The organism is Citrobacter sp. CK188 (assembly GCF_030333525.1).
GTDB lineage: Bacteria > Pseudomonadota > Gammaproteobacteria > Enterobacterales > Enterobacteriaceae > Citrobacter_B > Citrobacter_B koseri.
Genome location: NZ_JAOWFU010000034.1, coordinates 335,862 through 354,748, shown reverse-complemented (window position 1 = coordinate 354,748; position 18,887 = coordinate 335,862). Strand labels below are relative to the sequence as shown.

At 54.6% G+C, this 18,887-nt stretch carries 18 protein-coding genes; 14 read left to right on the top strand and 4 right to left on the bottom strand.

Annotated features, from left to right (window positions below; all coding sequences use genetic code 11):
- The first annotated feature begins 90 nt into the window (after positions 1-90).
- The 11 genes from rimP to mtr all read left to right on the top strand — a co-directional run bounded on the left by rimP (position 91) and on the right by mtr (position 13,555).
- Positions 91-543 (top strand): ribosome maturation factor RimP, encoded by a 453-nt coding sequence (gene rimP, locus OGV67_RS15335; protein WP_012135304.1) that lies wholly within the window; start codon positions 91-93, stop codon positions 541-543.
- Positions 544-571: 28 nt separating this feature from the next.
- On the top strand, positions 572-2,059 hold the full coding sequence (nusA, locus tag OGV67_RS15330) for a transcription termination factor NusA (protein ID WP_012135303.1): 1,488 nt from the start codon (positions 572-574) through the stop codon (positions 2,057-2,059).
- Between the two features lie 24 nt (positions 2,060-2,083).
- On the top strand, positions 2,084-4,768 hold the full coding sequence (gene infB / locus OGV67_RS15325; protein ID WP_012135301.1) for a translation initiation factor IF-2: 2,685 nt from the start codon (positions 2,084-2,086) through the stop codon (positions 4,766-4,768).
- Between the two features lie 168 nt (positions 4,769-4,936).
- A complete protein-coding gene (gene rbfA, locus OGV67_RS15320; RefSeq protein ID WP_001040203.1) occupies positions 4,937-5,338 on the top strand; it encodes a 30S ribosome-binding factor RbfA in 402 nt (133 codons plus the stop codon).
- Positions 5,338-6,282: a tRNA pseudouridine(55) synthase TruB gene (gene truB / locus OGV67_RS15315; protein WP_049010997.1), complete on the top strand. Its 945-nt coding sequence runs from the start codon at positions 5,338-5,340 to the stop codon at positions 6,280-6,282. Before rbfA ends, truB begins: the two co-directional genes overlap by 1 nt.
- Before the next feature lie 152 nt (positions 6,283-6,434).
- Complete coding sequence (gene rpsO / locus OGV67_RS15310) at positions 6,435-6,704, top strand: 30S ribosomal protein S15 (protein WP_003861789.1); 270 nt, start codon at positions 6,435-6,437, stop codon at positions 6,702-6,704.
- A gap of 246 nt (positions 6,705-6,950) precedes the next feature.
- The gene (pnp, locus tag OGV67_RS15305) at positions 6,951-9,086 is read left to right on the top strand and encodes a polyribonucleotide nucleotidyltransferase (protein ID WP_047461008.1); all 2,136 of its coding nucleotides are present in this window, start codon (positions 6,951-6,953) and stop codon (positions 9,084-9,086) included.
- Positions 9,087-9,195: 109 nt separating this feature from the next.
- Positions 9,196-10,080, top strand: a complete 885-nt coding sequence (gene nlpI, locus OGV67_RS15300) for a lipoprotein NlpI (protein WP_286465713.1) — start codon at positions 9,196-9,198, stop codon at positions 10,078-10,080.
- 105 nt (positions 10,081-10,185) lie between these two features.
- On the top strand, positions 10,186-10,266 hold the full coding sequence (gene yrbN, locus OGV67_RS15295; protein ID WP_010723222.1) for a protein YrbN: 81 nt from the start codon (positions 10,186-10,188) through the stop codon (positions 10,264-10,266).
- Complete coding sequence (gene deaD, locus OGV67_RS15290) at positions 10,259-12,157, top strand: ATP-dependent RNA helicase DeaD (RefSeq protein WP_024130983.1); 1,899 nt, start codon at positions 10,259-10,261, stop codon at positions 12,155-12,157. The genes yrbN and deaD overlap by 8 nt, the downstream gene beginning before the upstream one ends.
- Before the next feature lie 153 nt (positions 12,158-12,310).
- On the top strand, positions 12,311-13,555 hold the full coding sequence (gene mtr / locus OGV67_RS15285) for a tryptophan permease (protein WP_115614382.1): 1,245 nt from the start codon (positions 12,311-12,313) through the stop codon (positions 13,553-13,555).
- A gap of 90 nt (positions 13,556-13,645) precedes the next feature.
- Here the strand turns inward: mtr and OGV67_RS15280 are convergent, their stop codons facing one another.
- The 3 genes from OGV67_RS15280 to ubiU all read right to left on the bottom strand — a co-directional run bounded on the left by OGV67_RS15280 (position 13,646) and on the right by ubiU (position 16,831).
- Positions 13,646-14,653, bottom strand: a complete 1,008-nt coding sequence (locus OGV67_RS15280) for a luciferase-like monooxygenase (RefSeq protein ID WP_115614383.1) — start codon at positions 14,651-14,653, stop codon at positions 13,646-13,648.
- A gap of 295 nt (positions 14,654-14,948) precedes the next feature.
- Positions 14,949-15,827, bottom strand: a complete 879-nt coding sequence (locus OGV67_RS15275) for a U32 family peptidase (RefSeq protein ID WP_115614384.1) — start codon at positions 15,825-15,827, stop codon at positions 14,949-14,951.
- A gap of 8 nt (positions 15,828-15,835) precedes the next feature.
- Complete coding sequence (gene ubiU / locus OGV67_RS15270) at positions 15,836-16,831, bottom strand: ubiquinone anaerobic biosynthesis protein UbiU (RefSeq protein ID WP_047461020.1); 996 nt, start codon at positions 16,829-16,831, stop codon at positions 15,836-15,838.
- Positions 16,832-17,051: 220 nt separating this feature from the next.
- Between ubiU and ubiT the strand changes: the two genes are divergently transcribed.
- Complete coding sequence (ubiT, locus tag OGV67_RS15265) at positions 17,052-17,576, top strand: ubiquinone anaerobic biosynthesis accessory factor UbiT (protein WP_024130981.1); 525 nt, start codon at positions 17,052-17,054, stop codon at positions 17,574-17,576.
- Positions 17,570-18,073: a GNAT family N-acetyltransferase gene (locus tag OGV67_RS15260; RefSeq protein ID WP_012135286.1), complete on the top strand. Its 504-nt coding sequence runs from the start codon at positions 17,570-17,572 to the stop codon at positions 18,071-18,073. Before ubiT ends, OGV67_RS15260 begins: the two co-directional genes overlap by 7 nt.
- Here the strand turns inward: OGV67_RS15260 and OGV67_RS15255 are convergent.
- On the bottom strand, positions 18,060-18,362 hold the full coding sequence (locus OGV67_RS15255; RefSeq protein WP_024130980.1) for a GIY-YIG nuclease family protein: 303 nt from the start codon (positions 18,360-18,362) through the stop codon (positions 18,060-18,062). The two genes, OGV67_RS15260 and OGV67_RS15255, sit on opposite strands and share 14 nt — an antisense overlap.
- Positions 18,363-18,414: 52 nt before the next feature.
- On the opposite strand from OGV67_RS15255, the gene OGV67_RS15250 reads away from it, so the two are divergent.
- Positions 18,415-18,855: a YhbP family protein gene (locus OGV67_RS15250; protein WP_115614385.1), complete on the top strand. Its 441-nt coding sequence runs from the start codon at positions 18,415-18,417 to the stop codon at positions 18,853-18,855.
- Positions 18,856-18,887: the final 32 nt, after the last annotated feature.

Sequence of the window (18,887 nt, the reverse complement as noted above, 5' to 3'; positions counted from 1 at the left end):
TATCTAAAGCCCCGATTTATCGGGGTTTTTTGTTATCTGACTACAGAATAACTGGGCTTTAGGCCCTTTTTTTATGTCTTGGGGGTGGGCTTGTCCACATTAGAGCAAAAATTAACAGAGATGATTACAGCGCCAGTTGAAGCCTTAGGTTACGAACTGGTCGGCATCGAATTTATTCGCGGTCGCACATCCACACTGCGCATCTATATTGATAGTGAAGATGGCATCAATGTTGATGATTGTGCTGATGTGAGTCACCAGGTGAGCGCGGTGCTGGATGTCGAAGATCCCATCACTGTGGCATACAACCTGGAAGTCTCCTCGCCAGGTCTCGACCGTCCTATGTTCACGGCTGAGCACTACGCGCGTTTCCTGGGTGAAGAAGTGACGCTGGTACTTCGTATGGCGGTACAAAACCGTCGTAAATGGCAGGGCGTTATCAAAGCGGTTGACGGTGAAATGATCACTGTCACAGTCGAAGGTAAAGATGAAGTGTTCGCGCTGAGTAATATCCAGAAGGCGAACCTGGTTCCCCACTTTTAATAGTCTGGATTGAGGTGAAAAGCCCGCGATGAACAAAGAAATTTTGGCCGTTGTTGAAGCCGTTTCCAATGAGAAAGCGCTGCCACGCGAGAAGATTTTTGAAGCGCTGGAAAGTGCGCTGGCTACAGCAACGAAGAAAAAATACGAACAAGAGATCGATGTTCGCGTACAAATCGATCGTAAAAGCGGTGATTTCGATACCTTCCGTCGTTGGTTAATCGTAGAAGAAGTCACGCTGCCGACAAAAGAAATTACGCTGGAAGCGGCGCGTTTTGAAGACGAAAGCCTGAACCTGGGCGACTACGTTGAAGATCAGATTGAATCGGTCACCTTTGACCGTATCACCACCCAGACGGCAAAACAGGTTATCGTACAGAAAGTACGTGAAGCCGAGCGTGCGATGGTGGTCGATCAGTTCCGCGAGCACGAAGGCGAAATCATCACCGGCGTGGTGAAGAAAGTAAACCGCGACAACATCTCTTTGGATCTGGGCAGCAATGCTGAAGCCGTGATCCTGCGTGAAGATATGCTGCCGCGCGAAAACTTCCGTCCTGGCGACCGTATTCGTGGCGTTCTGTACTCCGTTCGCCCGGAAGCGCGCGGTGCGCAACTGTTTGTGACGCGTTCCAAACCGGAAATGCTGATCGAGCTGTTCCGTATCGAAGTACCGGAAATCGGCGAAGAAGTCATTGAGATTAAAGCGGCGGCCCGCGATCCGGGTTCCCGTGCGAAAATCGCGGTGAAAACCAACGACAAGCGTATCGATCCGGTCGGCGCCTGTGTGGGTATGCGTGGTGCGCGCGTTCAGGCTGTTTCTACTGAACTGGGCGGCGAGCGTATCGATATCGTCCTGTGGGATGATAACCCGGCGCAGTTCGTGATTAACGCGATGGCGCCAGCAGACGTCGCTTCTATCGTGGTGGATGAAGATAAACACACCATGGATATCGCTGTTGAAGCCGGTAACCTGGCTCAGGCGATCGGACGTAATGGTCAGAACGTCCGTCTGGCTGCGCAACTGAGCGGCTGGGAACTTAACGTGATGACGGTTGATGACTTGCAGGCTAAGCATCAGGCTGAAGCACATGCAGCTATCGATACCTTCACCAAATATCTCGATATTGATGAAGAGTTCGCAACCGTACTGGTTGAAGAAGGTTTCGCGACGCTGGAAGAACTGGCCTACGTGCCAATGAAAGAACTGCTGGAAATCGACGGGCTGGATGAACCGACCGTTGAAGCGCTGCGCGAGCGTGCCAAAAACGCACTGACCACTCTGGCACTGGCCCAGGAAGAAAGCCTTGGTGATAACAAACCGTCTGACGATCTGCTGAATCTGGAAGGATTGGGTCGCGACCTGGCATTCAAACTGGCTGCCCGTGGTGTTTGTACGCTGGAAGATCTCGCTGAGCAGGGCATTGATGATCTGGCTGATATCGAAGGGTTGACCGACGAAAAAGCCGGTGAGCTGATTATGGCTGCCCGTAATATTTGCTGGTTCGGCGACGAAGCGTAATAAACTGTAGCAGGAAGGAACAGCATGACAGATGTAACCGTAAAAGCGCTGGCCGCAGAGATACAGACCTCCGTGGATCGCCTGGTACAGCAATTCGCTGATGCCGGTATCCCGAAGTCTGCTGATGACTCTGTGTCCGCACAAGAAAAACAGACTTTACTGGCGCACCTGAATCGTGAAAATGGTTCAGGGCCGGATAAGTTGACGCTGCAACGTAAAACGCGCAGCACGTTGAATATTCCAGGTACCGGTGGAAAAAGTAAATCGGTACAAATCGAAGTCCGCAAGAAACGCACCTTTGTGAAACGCGATCCGCAAGAGACAGAACGTCTCGCCGCGGAAGAGCAGGCGCAGCGTGAAGCGGAAGAGCAAGCCCGTCGTGAGGCAGAAGAAACAGCCAAACGCGAGGCGCAACAAAAAGCTGACCGTGAGGCCGCAGAACAAGCTAAACGTGACGCCGCTGAAAAAGCGAAACGTGAAGCTGCGGAAAAAGACAAAGTGAGCAATCAACAGACTGACGATATGACCAAAACCGCCCAGGCCGAAAAAGCCCGCCGTGAAAATGAAGCAGCAGAGCTGAAGCGTAAAGCGGAAGAAGAAGCGCGTCGCAAACTTGAAGAAGAAGCGCGTCGCGTAGCAGAAGAAGCTCGCCGCATGGCGGAAGAGAACAAATGGACTGATAACGCGGAGCCGACTGAAGACACCAGCGATTATCACGTTACCACGTCTCAACACGCCCGCCAGGCCGAAGACGAAAACGACCGTGAAGTTGAAGGCGGCCGTGGTCGTAGTCGCAATGCGAAAGCAGCGCGTCCGGCGAAAAAAGGCAACAAACACTCTGAATCGAAAGCCGATCGTGAAGAAGCCCGTGCGGCCGTTCGCGGCGGTAAAGGCGGTAAAAACCGTAAAGGTTCTGCTCTGCAACAGAGCTTCCAGAAACCGGTTCAGGCTGTTAACCGTGACGTTGTGATTGGTGAAACCATCACCGTTGGCGAGCTGGCGAACAAGATGGCGGTAAAAGGCTCTCAGGTCATCAAAGCGATGATGAAACTGGGCGCGATGGCAACCATCAACCAGGTCATCGACCAGGAAACCGCACAGTTGGTTGCCGAAGAGATGGGCCACAAAGTTATCCTGCGTCGTGAAAACGAGCTGGAAGAAGCGGTAATGAGCGACCGTGATACAGGTGCGGCGGCAGAACCGCGTGCTCCGGTTGTGACCATCATGGGTCACGTTGACCACGGTAAAACCTCTCTGCTGGACTACATTCGTTCAACGAAAGTGGCCTCTGGCGAAGCGGGCGGCATTACCCAGCACATCGGTGCTTACCACGTTGAAACCGACAACGGTATGATCACCTTCCTGGATACCCCGGGTCACGCCGCGTTTACCTCTATGCGTGCTCGTGGTGCGCAGGCAACGGATATCGTTGTTCTGGTTGTGGCGGCAGACGACGGCGTGATGCCACAGACCATCGAAGCTATCCAGCATGCGAAAGCGGCGGGTGTGCCGGTTGTGGTTGCGGTGAACAAGATCGATAAGCCAGAAGCCGATCCGGATCGTGTTAAAAACGAACTGTCCCAGTACGGCATCCTGCCGGAAGAGTGGGGCGGCGAAAGCCAGTTCGTCCACGTATCTGCAAAAGCGGGTACTGGCATCGACGAACTGCTGGATGCAATCCTGTTGCAGGCTGAAGTCCTCGAACTGAAAGCAGTTCGTAAAGGCATGGCGAGCGGCGCGGTAATCGAATCCTTCCTGGATAAAGGTCGTGGTCCGGTTGCAACTGTCTTGGTTCGTGAAGGTACGCTGAACAAAGGCGACATCGTCCTGTGCGGCTTCGAATATGGCCGCGTTCGTGCAATGCGTAACGAACTGGGTCAGGAAGTGCTGGAAGCGGGTCCGTCCATTCCGGTTGAGATCCTGGGTCTGTCCGGTGTTCCGGCTGCCGGTGATGAAGTGACCGTGGTTCGTGACGAGAAGAAAGCCCGTGAAGTTGCGCTGTATCGTCAGGGTAAATTCCGCGAAGTTAAACTGGCGCGTCAGCAGAAATCTAAACTTGAGAACATGTTCGCTAACATGACCGAAGGCGAAGTTCATGAAGTGAACATCGTACTGAAAGCGGACGTTCAGGGCTCTGTGGAAGCGATCTCCGACTCTTTACTGAAACTGTCTACCGACGAAGTGAAAGTGAAGATCATCGGTTCCGGCGTAGGTGGTATCACCGAAACCGACGCAACCCTGGCTGCTGCATCCAATGCGATCCTGGTTGGCTTCAACGTGCGTGCCGATGCCTCTGCGCGTAAAGTGATTGAAGCGGAAAGCCTGGATCTGCGCTACTACTCCGTCATCTATAACCTGATCGACGAAGTGAAAGCGGCAATGAGCGGCATGCTGTCTCCAGAACTGAAACAGCAGATCATTGGTCTGGCTGAAGTCCGTGACGTGTTCAAATCACCGAAATTTGGCGCTGTCGCAGGCTGTATGGTTACTGAAGGTACGATTAAACGCCACAACCCGATCCGCGTACTGCGCGACAACGTGGTTATCTACGAAGGCGAGCTGGAATCCCTGCGCCGCTTCAAAGATGACGTTAACGAAGTCCGTAACGGCATGGAATGTGGTATCGGCGTTAAGAACTACAACGACGTTCGCGTTGGCGATATGATCGAAGTGTTCGAGATCATCGAGATCCAACGTACGATTGCGTAAGGTCGGCCGGGTTGTAGGCCGGATAAGGCGTTTACGCCGCCATCCGGCAATGTAATGCCTGATGGCGCCATGCTTATCAGGCCTACAATTTATAGCCCACGCCACCCGGCATGAAATTTAAAAAGGGGCTTTTGGCCCCTTTTTTGTCTTTATTCTGGAGAATTTATTATGGCGAAAGAATTTGGTCGCCCGCAGCGCGTAGCCCAGGAAATGCAAAAAGAGATCGCTATCATCCTGCAACGCGAAATTAAAGATCCGCGTCTTGGCATGATGACCACCGTTTCCGGTGTGGAGATGTCCCGCGATCTGGCCTATGCCAAAGTGTATGTCACCTTTCTGAACGACAAAGATGAAGACGCGGTAAAAGCGGGCATCAAAGCGTTGCAGGAAGCGTCTGGCTTTATCCGTACCCTGCTGGGGAAAGCGATGCGTCTGCGTATCGTGCCGGAACTGACCTTCTTCTACGACAACTCGCTGGTTGAAGGGATGCGTATGTCTAACCTGGTGACCAACGTGGTGAAACATGACGAAGAACGTCGTGTGAACCCGGACGACAGCAAGGAGGACTAATGAGTCGTCCTCGTCGTCGTGGTCGCGACATTCACGGCGTCCTGCTGCTGGATAAGCCGCAGGGCATGTCCAGCAATGACGTCTTGCAGAAAGTAAAACGCATCTATAACGCCAACCGTGCCGGACATACCGGCGCGCTGGACCCGCTGGCGACGGGCATGTTGCCCATCTGCCTCGGGGAAGCGACAAAGTTTTCGCAGTATCTGCTGGATTCTGACAAACGTTATCGCGTGGTTGCCCGCCTGGGGCAGCGTACCGACACCTCCGATGCCGATGGTCAAATCGTGCAGGAACGTCCGGTGACCTTCAGCGCAGAGCAGTTAGCTGCCGCGCTGGAGACGTTCCGTGGCGATATCGAGCAGATTCCATCGATGTATTCGGCGCTGAAGTATCAGGGCAAGAAGCTCTACGAATATGCGCGTCAGGGGATTGAAGTTCCCCGTGAAGCCCGCCCGATTACCGTTTACGAACTGCTGTTTATTCGCCATGAAGGGGATGAACTGGAGCTGGAGGTTCACTGCTCGAAGGGCACCTACATTCGCACCATTATCGATGATTTGGGTGAGAAACTTGGGTGTGGCGCGCATGTGATCTTCCTGCGACGTCTGGCGGTCAGTAAATATCCGGTTGACCGTATGGTCACGCTGGAACAGTTACGTGAGCTTGTTGAACAGGCGGAACGGCAGGATATTCCGGCTGCGCAACTGTTAGATCCACTGCTGATGCCGATGGACAGTCCGGCTTCGGACTATCCAGTTGTCAATCTTCCTTTAACGTCATCGGTTTACTTTAAAAACGGTAACCCGGTACGGACGACAGGCGTGCCGCTTGAAGGGCTGGTTCGCGTGACGGAAGGTGATGACGAAAAATTTATTGGCATGGGCGAAATCGACGATGAAGGCCGCGTGGCGCCTCGTCGGTTAGTGGTTGAGTACCCGGCGTAATGCTGCTCCGTCTTGCGATAACAGGACGCTACGAGTAGAATACCGCCGCTTAACGTCACGTAAATTTTTTAACAAGTTCGCGCGGCGTTTACATGGGGTCGCTGAATTAGAGATTGGCACCCTTTCATTCTTTATTATTTTTGGAGTTCATCATGTCTCTAAGCGTTGAAGCTAAAGCTAAAATCGTTTCTGAGTTTGGTCGTGGTACTAACGACAGCGGTTCTACCGAAGTTCAGGTTGCTCTGCTGACTGCACAGATTAATCACCTGCAGGGCCACTTTGCAGAGCACAAAAAAGATCACCACAGCCGTCGTGGTCTGCTGCGCATGGTTTCTCAGCGTCGTAAACTGCTCGACTACCTGAAACGTAAAGATGTTGCACGTTACACCGCGCTGATCGAGCGTCTGGGTCTGCGTCGCTAATTCTTGCGAGTTTCAGAAAGAGGGGGCCTTCATGGCCCCTTTTTTCAACCAGACGGCAGCAATTCACTGGAAACTAATGTATTGTTGCTATGGATGATCTTCCGTTGCAGAGGTTCGCGCGGCTAATGAGAGGCTTCACCCAAAGAGCATGGGTTAGGGTTGTCATTAGTCGCGAGGATGCGCAGAAGATCGGGTATTAACGATGGCGCCTGAGTGTGCCGTCAAAAATTAAGAAAGGGTATTATTTTGCTTAATCCGATCGTTCGTAAATTCCAGTACGGTCAGCATACCGTTACGCTGGAAACTGGCATGATGGCGCGTCAGGCAACTGCCGCCGTTATGGTAAGCATGGATGACACTGCGGTATTCGTTACCGTTGTTGGTCAGAAAAAAGCGAAGCCGGGCCAGGATTTCTTCCCGCTGACCGTTAACTATCAGGAGCGTACTTACGCTGCTGGCCGTATCCCGGGCAGCTTCTTCCGTCGTGAAGGCCGTCCGAGCGAAGGCGAAACCCTGATTGCGCGTCTGATTGACCGCCCGGTTCGTCCGCTGTTCCCAGAAGGCTTCGTTAACGAAGTTCAGGTTATCGCAACCGTCGTTTCCGTTAACCCGCAGGTTAACCCGGATATCGTCGCGATGATCGGTGCTTCCGCCGCGCTGTCTCTGTCCGGCATTCCGTTCAACGGCCCGATTGGCGCCGCGCGTGTTGGTTATATCAATGACCAGTATGTACTGAACCCGACTCAGGACGAACTGAAAGAAAGTAAGCTGGACCTGGTGGTTGCCGGTACTGAAGCGGCTGTTCTGATGGTTGAATCCGAAGCAGAACTGCTGAGCGAAGACACCATGCTGGGCGCCGTGGTATTCGGCCACGAGCAGCAGCAGATTGTGATTCAGAACATCAACGATCTGGTGAAAGAAGCGGGCAAACCGCGTTGGGACTGGCAGCCGGAAGCGGTAAACGAAGCGCTGAACGCGCGCGTTGCTGCACTGGCCGAAGCTCGCCTGAGCGACGCTTACCGTATCACCGACAAACAGGAGCGTTATGCTCAGGTTGACGTGATCAAATCTGAAACCATCGCTGCGCTGGTTGCAGAAGACGAAACCCTGGACGAAAACGAACTGGGCGAAATCCTGCACGCTATCGAGAAAAACGTTGTTCGTAGCCGCGTACTGGCCGGCGAGCCGCGTATTGATGGCCGTGAAAAAGACATGATCCGTGGCCTGGACGTGCGTACTGGCGTGCTGCCGCGTACTCACGGTTCCGCGCTGTTCACTCGTGGCGAAACGCAGGCGCTGGTCACGGCGACGCTGGGTACCGCTCGTGACGCGCAGGTTCTTGATGAACTGATGGGCGAACGCACTGACAGCTTCCTGTTCCACTACAACTTCCCTCCGTACTCCGTTGGCGAAACCGGCATGGTCGGTTCTCCGAAGCGTCGTGAAATTGGTCACGGTCGTCTGGCGAAGCGCGGCGTTCTGGCAGTTATGCCGGAAATGGACAAATTCCCGTACACCGTTCGCGTGGTGTCTGAAATTACCGAATCCAACGGGTCTTCCTCTATGGCTTCCGTGTGTGGCGCTTCCCTGGCGCTGATGGACGCAGGCGTGCCGATTAAAGCGGCCGTTGCGGGTATCGCGATGGGTCTGGTGAAAGAAGGCGACAACTTTGTTGTTCTGTCTGACATCCTGGGCGACGAAGACCACCTGGGCGATATGGACTTCAAAGTGGCGGGTTCCCGCGACGGTATCTCTGCGTTGCAGATGGATATCAAAATTGAAGGTATCACCAAAGAGATCATGCAGGTTGCGCTGAACCAGGCAAAAGGTGCGCGTCTGCACATCCTGGGCGTGATGGAACAGGCGATCAACGCGCCGCGTGGCGACATTTCTCAGTTTGCTCCGCGTATCCACACCATCAAGATCAACCCGGACAAGATCAAAGACGTTATCGGTAAGGGCGGTTCTGTTATCCGTGCTCTGACCGAAGAAACCGGCACCACCATCGAAATCGAAGATGACGGTACGGTGAAGATCGCGGCGACCGACGGCGAAAAAGCGAAACATGCTATCCGTCGTATCGAAGAGATCACTGCGGAAATCGAAGTGGGCCGTATCTACAATGGTAAAGTGACCCGCATCGTTGACTTTGGCGCGTTTGTTGCCATTGGCGGCGGTAAAGAAGGTCTGGTACACATCTCTCAGATCGCTGACAAGCGCGTAGAGAAAGTGACCGATTACCTGCAAATGGGTCAGGAAGTACCGGTTAAAGTTCTGGAAGTTGATCGCCAGGGCCGCGTACGTCTGAGCATTAAAGAAGCAACTGAGCAGTCTCAACCAGCTGCTGCGCCGGAAGCTCCGGCAGCAGAACAGGGCGAGTAAGGTTGCCATTTGCCCTCCGCTTTGGCGGAGGGCCTTTGACCCGGCAGGACGCCTTGTCAGCAACCGGGGAACAGGACGTTCATTCAATCGTTGTCTTCGGGAGTGGGAAATGAAGCCTTTTTTGCGCTGGTGTTTCGTTGCGACAGCACTCACGCTGGCAGGATGCAGCAACTCTGCCTGGCGTAAGAGTGAAGTCCTCGCGGTGCCATTGCAACCGACTTTGCAGCAGGAAGTGATTCTGGCACGCATGGAACAAATTCTTGCCAGTCGGGCTTTAACCGATGACGAACGCGCACAGCTTTTATATGAGCGCGGAGTGTTGTATGATAGTCTGGGTCTGAGGGCATTAGCGCGAAATGATTTTTCACAAGCGCTGGCAATCCGACCGGATATGCCTGAAATATTCAATTACTTAGGCATTTATTTAACGCAGGCAGGCAATTTTGATGCTGCCTATGAAGCGTTTGATTCTGTACTTGAGCTTGATCCAACTTACAACTACGCGTACTTAAATCGCGGTATCGCATTGTATTACGGCGGTCGCGACAAGTTAGCGCAAGATGATCTGCTGGCGTTTTATCAAGACGATCCCAATGATCCTTTCCGCAGCCTGTGGCTTTATCTCGCTGAGCAGAAGCTCGATGAGAAGCAGGCGAAAGAAGCGTTAAAGCAACGCTTCGAGAAATCGGATAAAGAACAATGGGGATGGAACATTGTCGAGTTCTACCTGGGCAACATTAGCGAAGCAACGCTGATGGAACGCCTGAAGGCGGACGCAACGGATAACACCTCGCTCGCTGAGCATCTCAGTGAAACCAACTTCTATTTAGGTAAGTATTACCTAAGTCTGGGGGATTTGGACAACGCTACGGCATTGTTCAAACTGGCGGTGGCTAACAACGTTCATAACTTTGTTGAGCACCGATACGCATTGTTGGAATTATCGCTCCTGGGCCAGGACCAAGATGACCTGGCAGAATCGGACCAGCAATAGCTGACGTACACATCAGCCCGTAATCTTTTTGATTGCCATCACCTTCACGGGTGAGGGCGTTGTTGTTCGTTAATACACCTACTTTGAGCCGGTTCACACTTTTCAATGAAAATTGCAGATCAATTTCATGATGAGTTATGTAGACTGGCCGCCATTAATTTTGAGGCACACGTACTACATGGCTGAATTCGAAACCACTTTTGCAGATCTGGGCCTGAAGGCTCCTATCCTTGACGCCCTTAACGATCTGGGTTACGAAAAACCATCTCCAATCCAGGCAGAGTGCATCCCGCATCTGCTGGGCGGTCGCGATGTTCTGGGTATGGCCCAGACCGGTAGCGGCAAAACCGCAGCGTTCTCCTTACCGCTGCTTAACAATCTTGATCCTGAGCTGAAGGCACCTCAGATTCTGGTGCTGGCACCGACCCGCGAACTGGCGGTTCAGGTTGCTGAAGCCATGACGGATTTCTCTAAACATATGCGCGGCGTGAACGTGGTTGCCCTGTACGGCGGCCAGCGTTATGACGTGCAGTTACGCGCCCTGCGTCAAGGGCCGCAGATCGTTGTCGGTACGCCGGGACGTCTGCTTGATCACTTAAAACGCGGCACGCTGGATCTCTCAAAACTGAGCGGTCTGGTGCTGGACGAAGCTGACGAAATGCTGCGTATGGGCTTCATCGAAGACGTTGAAACCATCATGGCGCAGATTCCTGAAGGTCATCAGACCGCACTGTTCTCTGCCACCATGCCGGAAGCGATTCGTCGCATTACCCGCCGCTTTATGAAAGAGCCGCAGGAAGTGCGCATTCAGTCCAGCGTGACCACGCGTCCTGACATCAGCCAGAGCTACTGGACTGTCTGGGGCATGCGTAAAAACGAAGCGCTGGTGCGTTTCCTGGAAGCTGAAGATTTTGATGCGGCGATTATCTTCGTTCGTACTAAAAATGCGACCCTGGAAGTGGCTGAAGCGCTGGAGCGTAGCGGTTACAACAGCGCCGCGCTGAATGGCGATATGAACCAGGCGCTGCGTGAGCAGACTCTGGAGCGTCTGAAAGACGGTCGTCTGGATATCCTGATTGCAACTGACGTTGCGGCCCGTGGCCTGGACGTTGAGCGCATCAGCCTGGTTGTAAACTACGATATCCCGATGGACTCCGAGTCTTACGTTCACCGTATCGGCCGTACCGGTCGTGCGGGTCGTGCTGGCCGCGCGCTGCTGTTCGTTGAGAACCGCGAGCGTCGTCTGCTGCGCAACATTGAACGCACCATGAAGCTGACCATCCCGGAAGTGGAACTGCCGAACGCAGAACTGCTGGGCAAACGCCGTCTGGAAAAATTTGCAGCGAAAGTTCAGCAGCAGCTGGAAAGCAGCGATCTGGATCAGTATCGCGCGCTGCTGGCGAAAATCCAGCCGACCGAAGAAGGCGAAGAGCTGGATCTCGAAACGCTGGCTGCCGCACTGCTGAAAATGGCGCAGGGCGAACGCACGCTGATCGTACCGCCGGATGCGCCGATGCGTCCTAAACGTGAATTCCGTGACCGTGATGACCGTGGTCCGCGCGATCGTAACGATCGTGGCCCGCGTGCTGACCGTGGTGACCGTGAAGATCGTCCGCGTCGTGAACGTCGTGACGTTGGCGATATGCAGCTGTACCGCATTGAAGTGGGCCGTGACGATGGTGTTGAAGTGCGTCATATCGTTGGCGCGATTGCTAACGAAGGCGACATCAGCAGCCGTTACATTGGTAACATCAAGCTGTTTGCTTCCCACTCCACCATTGAGCTGCCGAAAGGTATGCCGGGTGAGGTGTTGCAGCACTTTACGCGCACCCGCATCCTGAACAAGCCGATGAACATGCAGCTGCTGGGCGATGCGCAACCGCATTCCGGTAACGAGCGTCGTGGCGGTGGTCGTAGCTTCGGTGGCGAGCGTCGTGAAGGCGGTCGTGGTTTTGGCGGCGAACGTCGTGAAGGTGGCCGTGGTGATGGTCGTCGTTTCAGCGGTGAGCGTCGTGAAGGCCGTGCGCCGCGTCGTGACGACTCCACCGGTCGTCGTCGTTTCGGCGGTGATGCGTAATTCACGCTAAATCGCGGTCTCGCACCGTAAAGTAAAATATACAGCCCCGATGATTGCGATCGGGGCTTTTTTTATTTCCTTTGTACTCGCGTACTGGTACAGTGCGACACAATAAAATGTAGTCGCAATATTATTCACTGGAGAGAGGGCTGAATGGCAACACTAACCACCACCCAAACGTCACCTTCGCTGCTTGGCGGCGTGGTGATCATCGGCGGCACCATTATTGGCGCGGGAATGTTCTCCCTGCCGGTGGTCATGTCCGGTGCGTGGTTCTTCTGGTCGATGGCGGCGTTGGTGTTTACCTGGTTCTGTATGCTGCATTCCGGGCTGATGATCCTCGAAGCCAACCTCAACTACCGGATTGGCTCCAGCTTTGACACCATCACCAAAGACCTGCTGGGTAAAGGCTGGAACGTGGTGAATGGGATCTCTATTGCCTTTGTGCTCTATATCCTGACCTACGCCTATATCTCGGCGAGCGGCTCGATTCTGCATCATACCTTTGCTGAAATGTCGCTGAACGTTCCGGCGCGGGCGGCAGGTTTTGCGTTTGCGTTGCTGGTGGCTTTTGTTGTCTGGTTAAGTACCAAAGCGGTTAGCCGGATGACGGCGATTGTGCTGGGCGCGAAAGTCATCACCTTCTTTCTGACGTTCGGCAGTCTGCTGGGGCACGTCACGCCGGCGACGCTGTTTAACGTGGCCGAAAGCAACGCGTCTTACACGCCGTACCTGCTGATGACACTGCCGTTTTGTCTGGCGTCGTTTGGTTATCACGGCAACGTGCCAAGCCTGATGAAGTATTACGGTAAAGATCCGCGTACCATCGTGAAATGCCTGGTGTACGGTACGCTGATGGCGCTGGTGCTGTATACCATCTGGCTGTTGGGTACGATGGGTAATATTCCGCGCCCGGCGTTTATCGGTATTGCGCAGCAGGGCGGTAATATTGATGTGCTGGTACAGGCGCTGAGCGGCGTACTGAACAGCCGCAGTCTGGATCTGCTGCTGGTGGTGTTCTCTAACTTTGCGGTAGCGAGTTCGTTCCTCGGCGTGACGCTCGGTCTGTTTGACTATCTGGCGGATCTGTTTGGTTTTGATGATTCGGCGCTGGGGCGCTGCAAAACTGCGCTGCTGACTTTCCTGCCGCCGGTGATTGGCGGTCTGCTGTGGCCGAACGGGTTCCTGTATGCTATCGGCTATGCGGGGCTGGCGGCAACCATCTGGGCAGCCATTGTTCCGGCTCTGCTGGCGCGAGCTTCACGCCAACGCTTCGGCAGCCCGAAATTCCGCGTCTGGGGCGGCAAGCCGATGATTGCGCTGATCCTGGTATTCGGTATCGGCAACGCGCTGGTGCATATTCTGTCGAGCGTGAACTTGCTACCAGTGTACCAGTAAGTTTGTTGTGCCGGATGGCGGCTACGCCTTATCCGGCCTGAACAATCTCGTAGGCCCGGTAAGCGAAGCGCCACCGGGCAAAACAACGCACTACCCCACCAACTCTTCTTTCACCTGCATCGCCAGGTCAAACGAATGCAGCCGCGCCTGATGATCGAAAATCTGCCCGTTGACCATAATCTCATCCGCCTGCGTTTCGCGCAGAATAGATTCCAGCCCGTGACGTACTTTGGCTTTATCGCCCACCAGCGACATGCTCAGCACCTGCTGCACGCCATATTGCTCGGACGGCGACCAGAACTGATCCATATTTTGAATTGGCGCGGGTAGCTGCCCGGTCTCGCCGCGACGCAGTTTCACAAACGCCTGCTGCATAGAGGTAAACAGAAATTCCGCATCGCGATTGCTGTCAGCGGCGATGATATTGATGCACACCATCGCATACGGTTTTTCCAGCCGCGCGGACGGCTTGAACTGGGTGCGATAGAGATGCAGCGCCTGGAACAGCATATCGGGCGCGAAGTGGGAGGCGAAGGCGAACGGCAGACCACGCTGCGCCGCCAGCTGTGCACCGTACAGGCTGGAACCCAGCAGCCACACCGGTATCTTCTCGCCATAGCCCGGAACCGGGCGTACATGTGGATTGGGATCGCGCGCGTCGAACCAGTCCACCAGTTCAGCGACGTCGCGCGGGAAATTATCAATATCGCCGCTCATATGACGGCGCAGCGCCATCATGGTGCGCTGATCGCTTCCCGGCGCGCGCCCCAGGCCCAGATCAATCCGTCCAGGATAGAGCGTATTCAGCGTACCGAACTGCTCGGCGATAACCAGCGGTGAGTGGTTGGGGAGCATCACCCCGCCAGAACCCAGATGCAACGTGGTGGTATTGGCGGCCAGATAGCCAATCAGCACCGATGTCGCCGCGCTGGCGATACCGGTCATGTTGTGATGTTCCGCCAGCCAGTAGCGGTGATAGCCGCGCCGTTCTGCCAGACGGGCGAGATCCAGTGAGTGTGAGAAGGCCTCTTTCGCAGAGGAGCCTTCGGGGATCGGTGCCAGATCCAGCAGCGAAAATGGAATGGTTTTGTCAGTCATAACGGCTCACTTTGTCGTCGGTGAATCATTTAATACTGCATTAAAATTTGATTACCGTTGTTAACAAAGTGAGCGGTATAAGGCGGGGAGCAAACATCAACTGCCTGATGGCGCTTCGCTTATCAGGCCTACAAACGCATTGTAGGCCGGATAAGGCATTTATGCCGCCATCCGGCAAAAGTTTATCAGTCCAACCGTAGGCCGGATAAAGCATTTATGCCGCCATCCGGCAAAAGTTTATCAGTCTAACCGTAGGCCGGATAAAGCATTTATGCCGCCATCCGGCAAGGTTCAGTTACACCTGTAGTTCCAGACCGGCCAGGCGTTTCCAGTAACCGTTGCAGTCGCTGTGCGCGGCCAGCGGCAACGGCGCGCTGCCGTTTTCATTGGCGCGGAAGGCGTCGAGCATGGCGAATGTCTCCGTACCCAGCGGGGAAAGGCGCACAATGTCGACCAGCCCCTGCATGGAGGTCAGTTCGTTGCCGAGGTTATAAACGTAGCCGCTCATGGTCTGAATACCGTTAAGCACGAACACCTGCTGATTCTCCTGCGACAACACGTTGCGCCCGTTCGGGTACTTGATGCAGCAGGTTTCACACTCGTCTTTCGGGCGGTCTTCCGAACGCGCGGTAAAACAGCGGGCGGAGTACGCCAGCGGCAGATGACCGTAGCTCAGCACTTCCACTTCAAACTGATTGCGGATGCCGAGCTCATCGCACTGGTTCAGCAGATTCACCAGCCAGTCGCGGGAAAGCTCGACCGGCATGCACCAGCGCACCATGCCCTGTTTAAGCAGCAGACGCAGCGTTACCGCGTTATAGCAGTTAAGCGCGTGACCGGCGACAAACGGCAGCTTGCGCTCGGCGCACATATTCACGACGCCGAGGTCGCTGGCCTCCAGCAGGAAGTCGCCGTTTTCCACATAGCGTTTTAGTTCGCCTAATTCAGAGGCGGCCTGTACCAGCGCCAGCGTGGAGAGCACGATCTGCTTGCCGCTTCCGGCAAGGGATTTCGCCATATCAAGCCAGTCGCCCACTTTGGTGGCGCGGCGTTTGCTGCACACCGCTTCGCCAAGGTAAATCACGTCGGTGCTGCTGGTGGCAGCCTGCTGATAAAATGCTTCCAGCGTCTCTTTCGGCCAATAGTAAAGCACCGGCCCTAAGGAATATTTCATTGCTTCTCTCACTGCCATTTACGGTGATACGCGCCAAGCGTGGTCTGAGTGCCTTCGGACATGGAGCCAAGCGTCTCCATCCAGGCGCTTTGCGGGACGAAGTTTTGCGGGTCGGCCATGCAGCGGTCGATCGCCTGACGCCACACTTTCGCCACCTGGCTGACATACGCCGGGCTGCGCTGACGTCCTTCAATTTTCACCGAGGCGATATTCGCCGCCAGCAGGTCAGGCAGCAGTTCCAGCGTGTTGAGGCTGGTAGGTTCTTCCAGCGCGTGGTAGCGCTCGCCATCAACCAGATAGCGACCTTTACACAGCGTTGGATAACCGGCGTTCTCACCGTCCTGATAGCGGTCGATGAGCACCTCGTTCAGGCGCGATTCCAGCCCCTGGGAGGTCTGTTGCCAGCGCACGAAGCGGGCCGGAGAGCAGGCGCCAACGGTATTGGGGGATTCACCCGTCAGATAAGAGGAGAGGTAGCAACGGCCTTCCGCCATAATGCACAGGCTGCCGAAGGCGAAGACCTCCAGCGGCACGGGCGTGACGCGGGCGAGCTGTTTCACCTGATGAATGGAAAGCACGCGCGGCAGGACGACGCGCGCAACGTCAAAGTTGCGATGGTAGAAGTTAATTGCTTCTTCATTCGTTGCCGATGCCTGAACAGAGACATGGCGCTCAATATGCGGATAGCGTTCTGCTGCATACTCAAGCATAGCAAGGTCGGCCAGGATCAGCGCATCCGCGCCCAGTTGCGCCGCCATATCCACGGCACGCTGCCAGCGAACATATCCATCCGGGTGTGCAAACGTGTTAATCGCGATGTGCAGTTTACGGCGATGTTGATGGACGTAATTCACCGCTTCCTGCAATTTTTTCTCAGTAAAATTAAGACCGGCGAAGTGACGGGCGTTAGTATCATCTTTTAGCCCGATATAAACGGCATCAGCACCGTTCTCAATGGCCGCCTTAAGCGCCGGGAGATTTCCGGCAGGGCAGAGCAGCTCCATAATTATTCCTGAATGTTGCGCCGTCCAGGCCGCAAAATTGTTAACGAAGAGAGATTTTAGTTAACCTTGCTGCGACAATTTTTGATTTAAGGCAGTTAAAGGCGTATTGGTTACACCTATAACTGGGTAACAATTTCGTATCGAATTGTTGATTTACGCCGCTATGTCGTTTATCTGATATGGCAAAATAACGGGATTATTGAAACAGGGAGTAAAGCTCGTGTTGGATAAACTGCGTTCACGCTTAGTACATTTTGGCCCGTCTCTGATGAGTGTTCCGGTTAAACTGACGCCCTTTGCGCTGAAGCGCCAGGTTCTGGAACAGGTTCTGAGCTGGCAATTTCGTCAGGCGCTGGCAGATGGGGAGCTTGAGTTCCTCGAAGGCCGTTGGTTAAGTATTACGGTGCGTGATATTAACCTCAGATGGTACACCTCTGTTGAGAACGGCAAACTGATTGTCAGTCAGAACGCTGAGGCCGACGTGAGCTTTAGCGCCGATGCCAGCGACTTGTTGATGATTGCTGCGCGTAAGCAGGACCCTGATACGCTCTTCTTCCAGCGTCGTCTGGTCATTGAAGGCGATACAGAGTTAGGGCTGTATGTGAAAAACCTGATGGACGCCATCGAACTGGAGCAGATGCCGAAAGCGTTACGCATTATGCTGCTGCAACTGGCGGATTTTGTTGAGGCGGGTATGAAAACCTCGCCAGAAACCAAACAGACCTCGGTAGGTGAACCATGCTGATTCGAGTTGAAATTCCCATTGACGCGCCCGGTATCGACGCTTTGCTGCGCCGCACGTTCGAAAGCGATGCGGAAGCGAAGCTGGTGCATGACCTGCGCGAAGATGGCTTCCTGACGCTGGGTCTGGTCGCCACTGACGACGAAGGTCAGGTGGTTGGCTATGTGGCGTTTAGTCCGGTCGATGTACAGGGTGAAGACCTGCAATGGGTGGGAATGGCGCCGTTGGCGGTAGATGAAAACTACCGTGGACAAGGGCTTGCGCGCCAACTGGTCTACGAAGGACTGGATTCACTCAACGAGTTTGGCTATGCGGCGGTCGTCACGCTAGGCGAGCCGGCATTGTACAGCCGTTTCGGTTTTGAACTGGCGGCGCATTACGATCTTCACTGCCGCTGGCCGGGCACCGAAAGCGCTTTCCAGGTACACCGCCTGGCGGAAGACGCGCTGGACGGCGTGACGGGCCTGGTGGAATACCACGACCATTTCAATCGCTTTTAAGCGTTGGGGTTTGCAGGCTGGCCAGTAACGCCTCAAACCCTTCACCTTCTGTCACGAGGCGCTCCTTCTGGCGCTTTGTGAGTCTCTTGATGCGATACTCCATGCGCAGGGCAAGCGAGCGCTCGCCGACCTGCGCCGAAAACGCCAGGGTGAGTTCCCCTTTTCCGCGCAACGCTTTTGCGCCTTTACCACTTTGATGCTGCTTATAGCGGCGCGCCACATCGGTCGTAATCCCGGTGTAGAGGGCATTGTCTGCGGTGCGGATCAGATACAGATACCAGGGTGTCATCATGACCATTAGCGTGTTAATTTTCAGATGCCCAGTATAAGAGAGAATAACGATGGAAACACTCACCGCGATAAGCCGCTGGCTGGCAAAGCAGCATGTGGTCACCTGGTGCGTTCAGCATGAGGGCGAACTCTGGTGCGCAAACGCGTTTTATCTGTTTGATGCGCAAAAGGTCGCGTTTTATGTACTCACGGAAGAGAAAACGCGCCATGCGCAGATGTCCGGCCCGCGCGCGCCCGTTGCCGGAACGGTCAACGGCCAGCCGAAAACGGTGGCGCGGATTCGCGGAATACAGTTTAAAGGGGAGATCCGCAAGCTTGAGGGAGAGGAACGCGATGCGGCGCGTCAGGCCTATCTCCGCCGCTTTCCTGTCGCCAGAATGTTGCCTGCGCCAGTATGGGAAATCCGCCTGGATGAAATCAAATTCACTGACAACACGTTGGGATTTGGCAAAAAAATGCACTGGCTACGCAGCCCGATCCGTAGCCTATAGTTAGATGAATGGTTGAGGTTATGGAGCGCGCG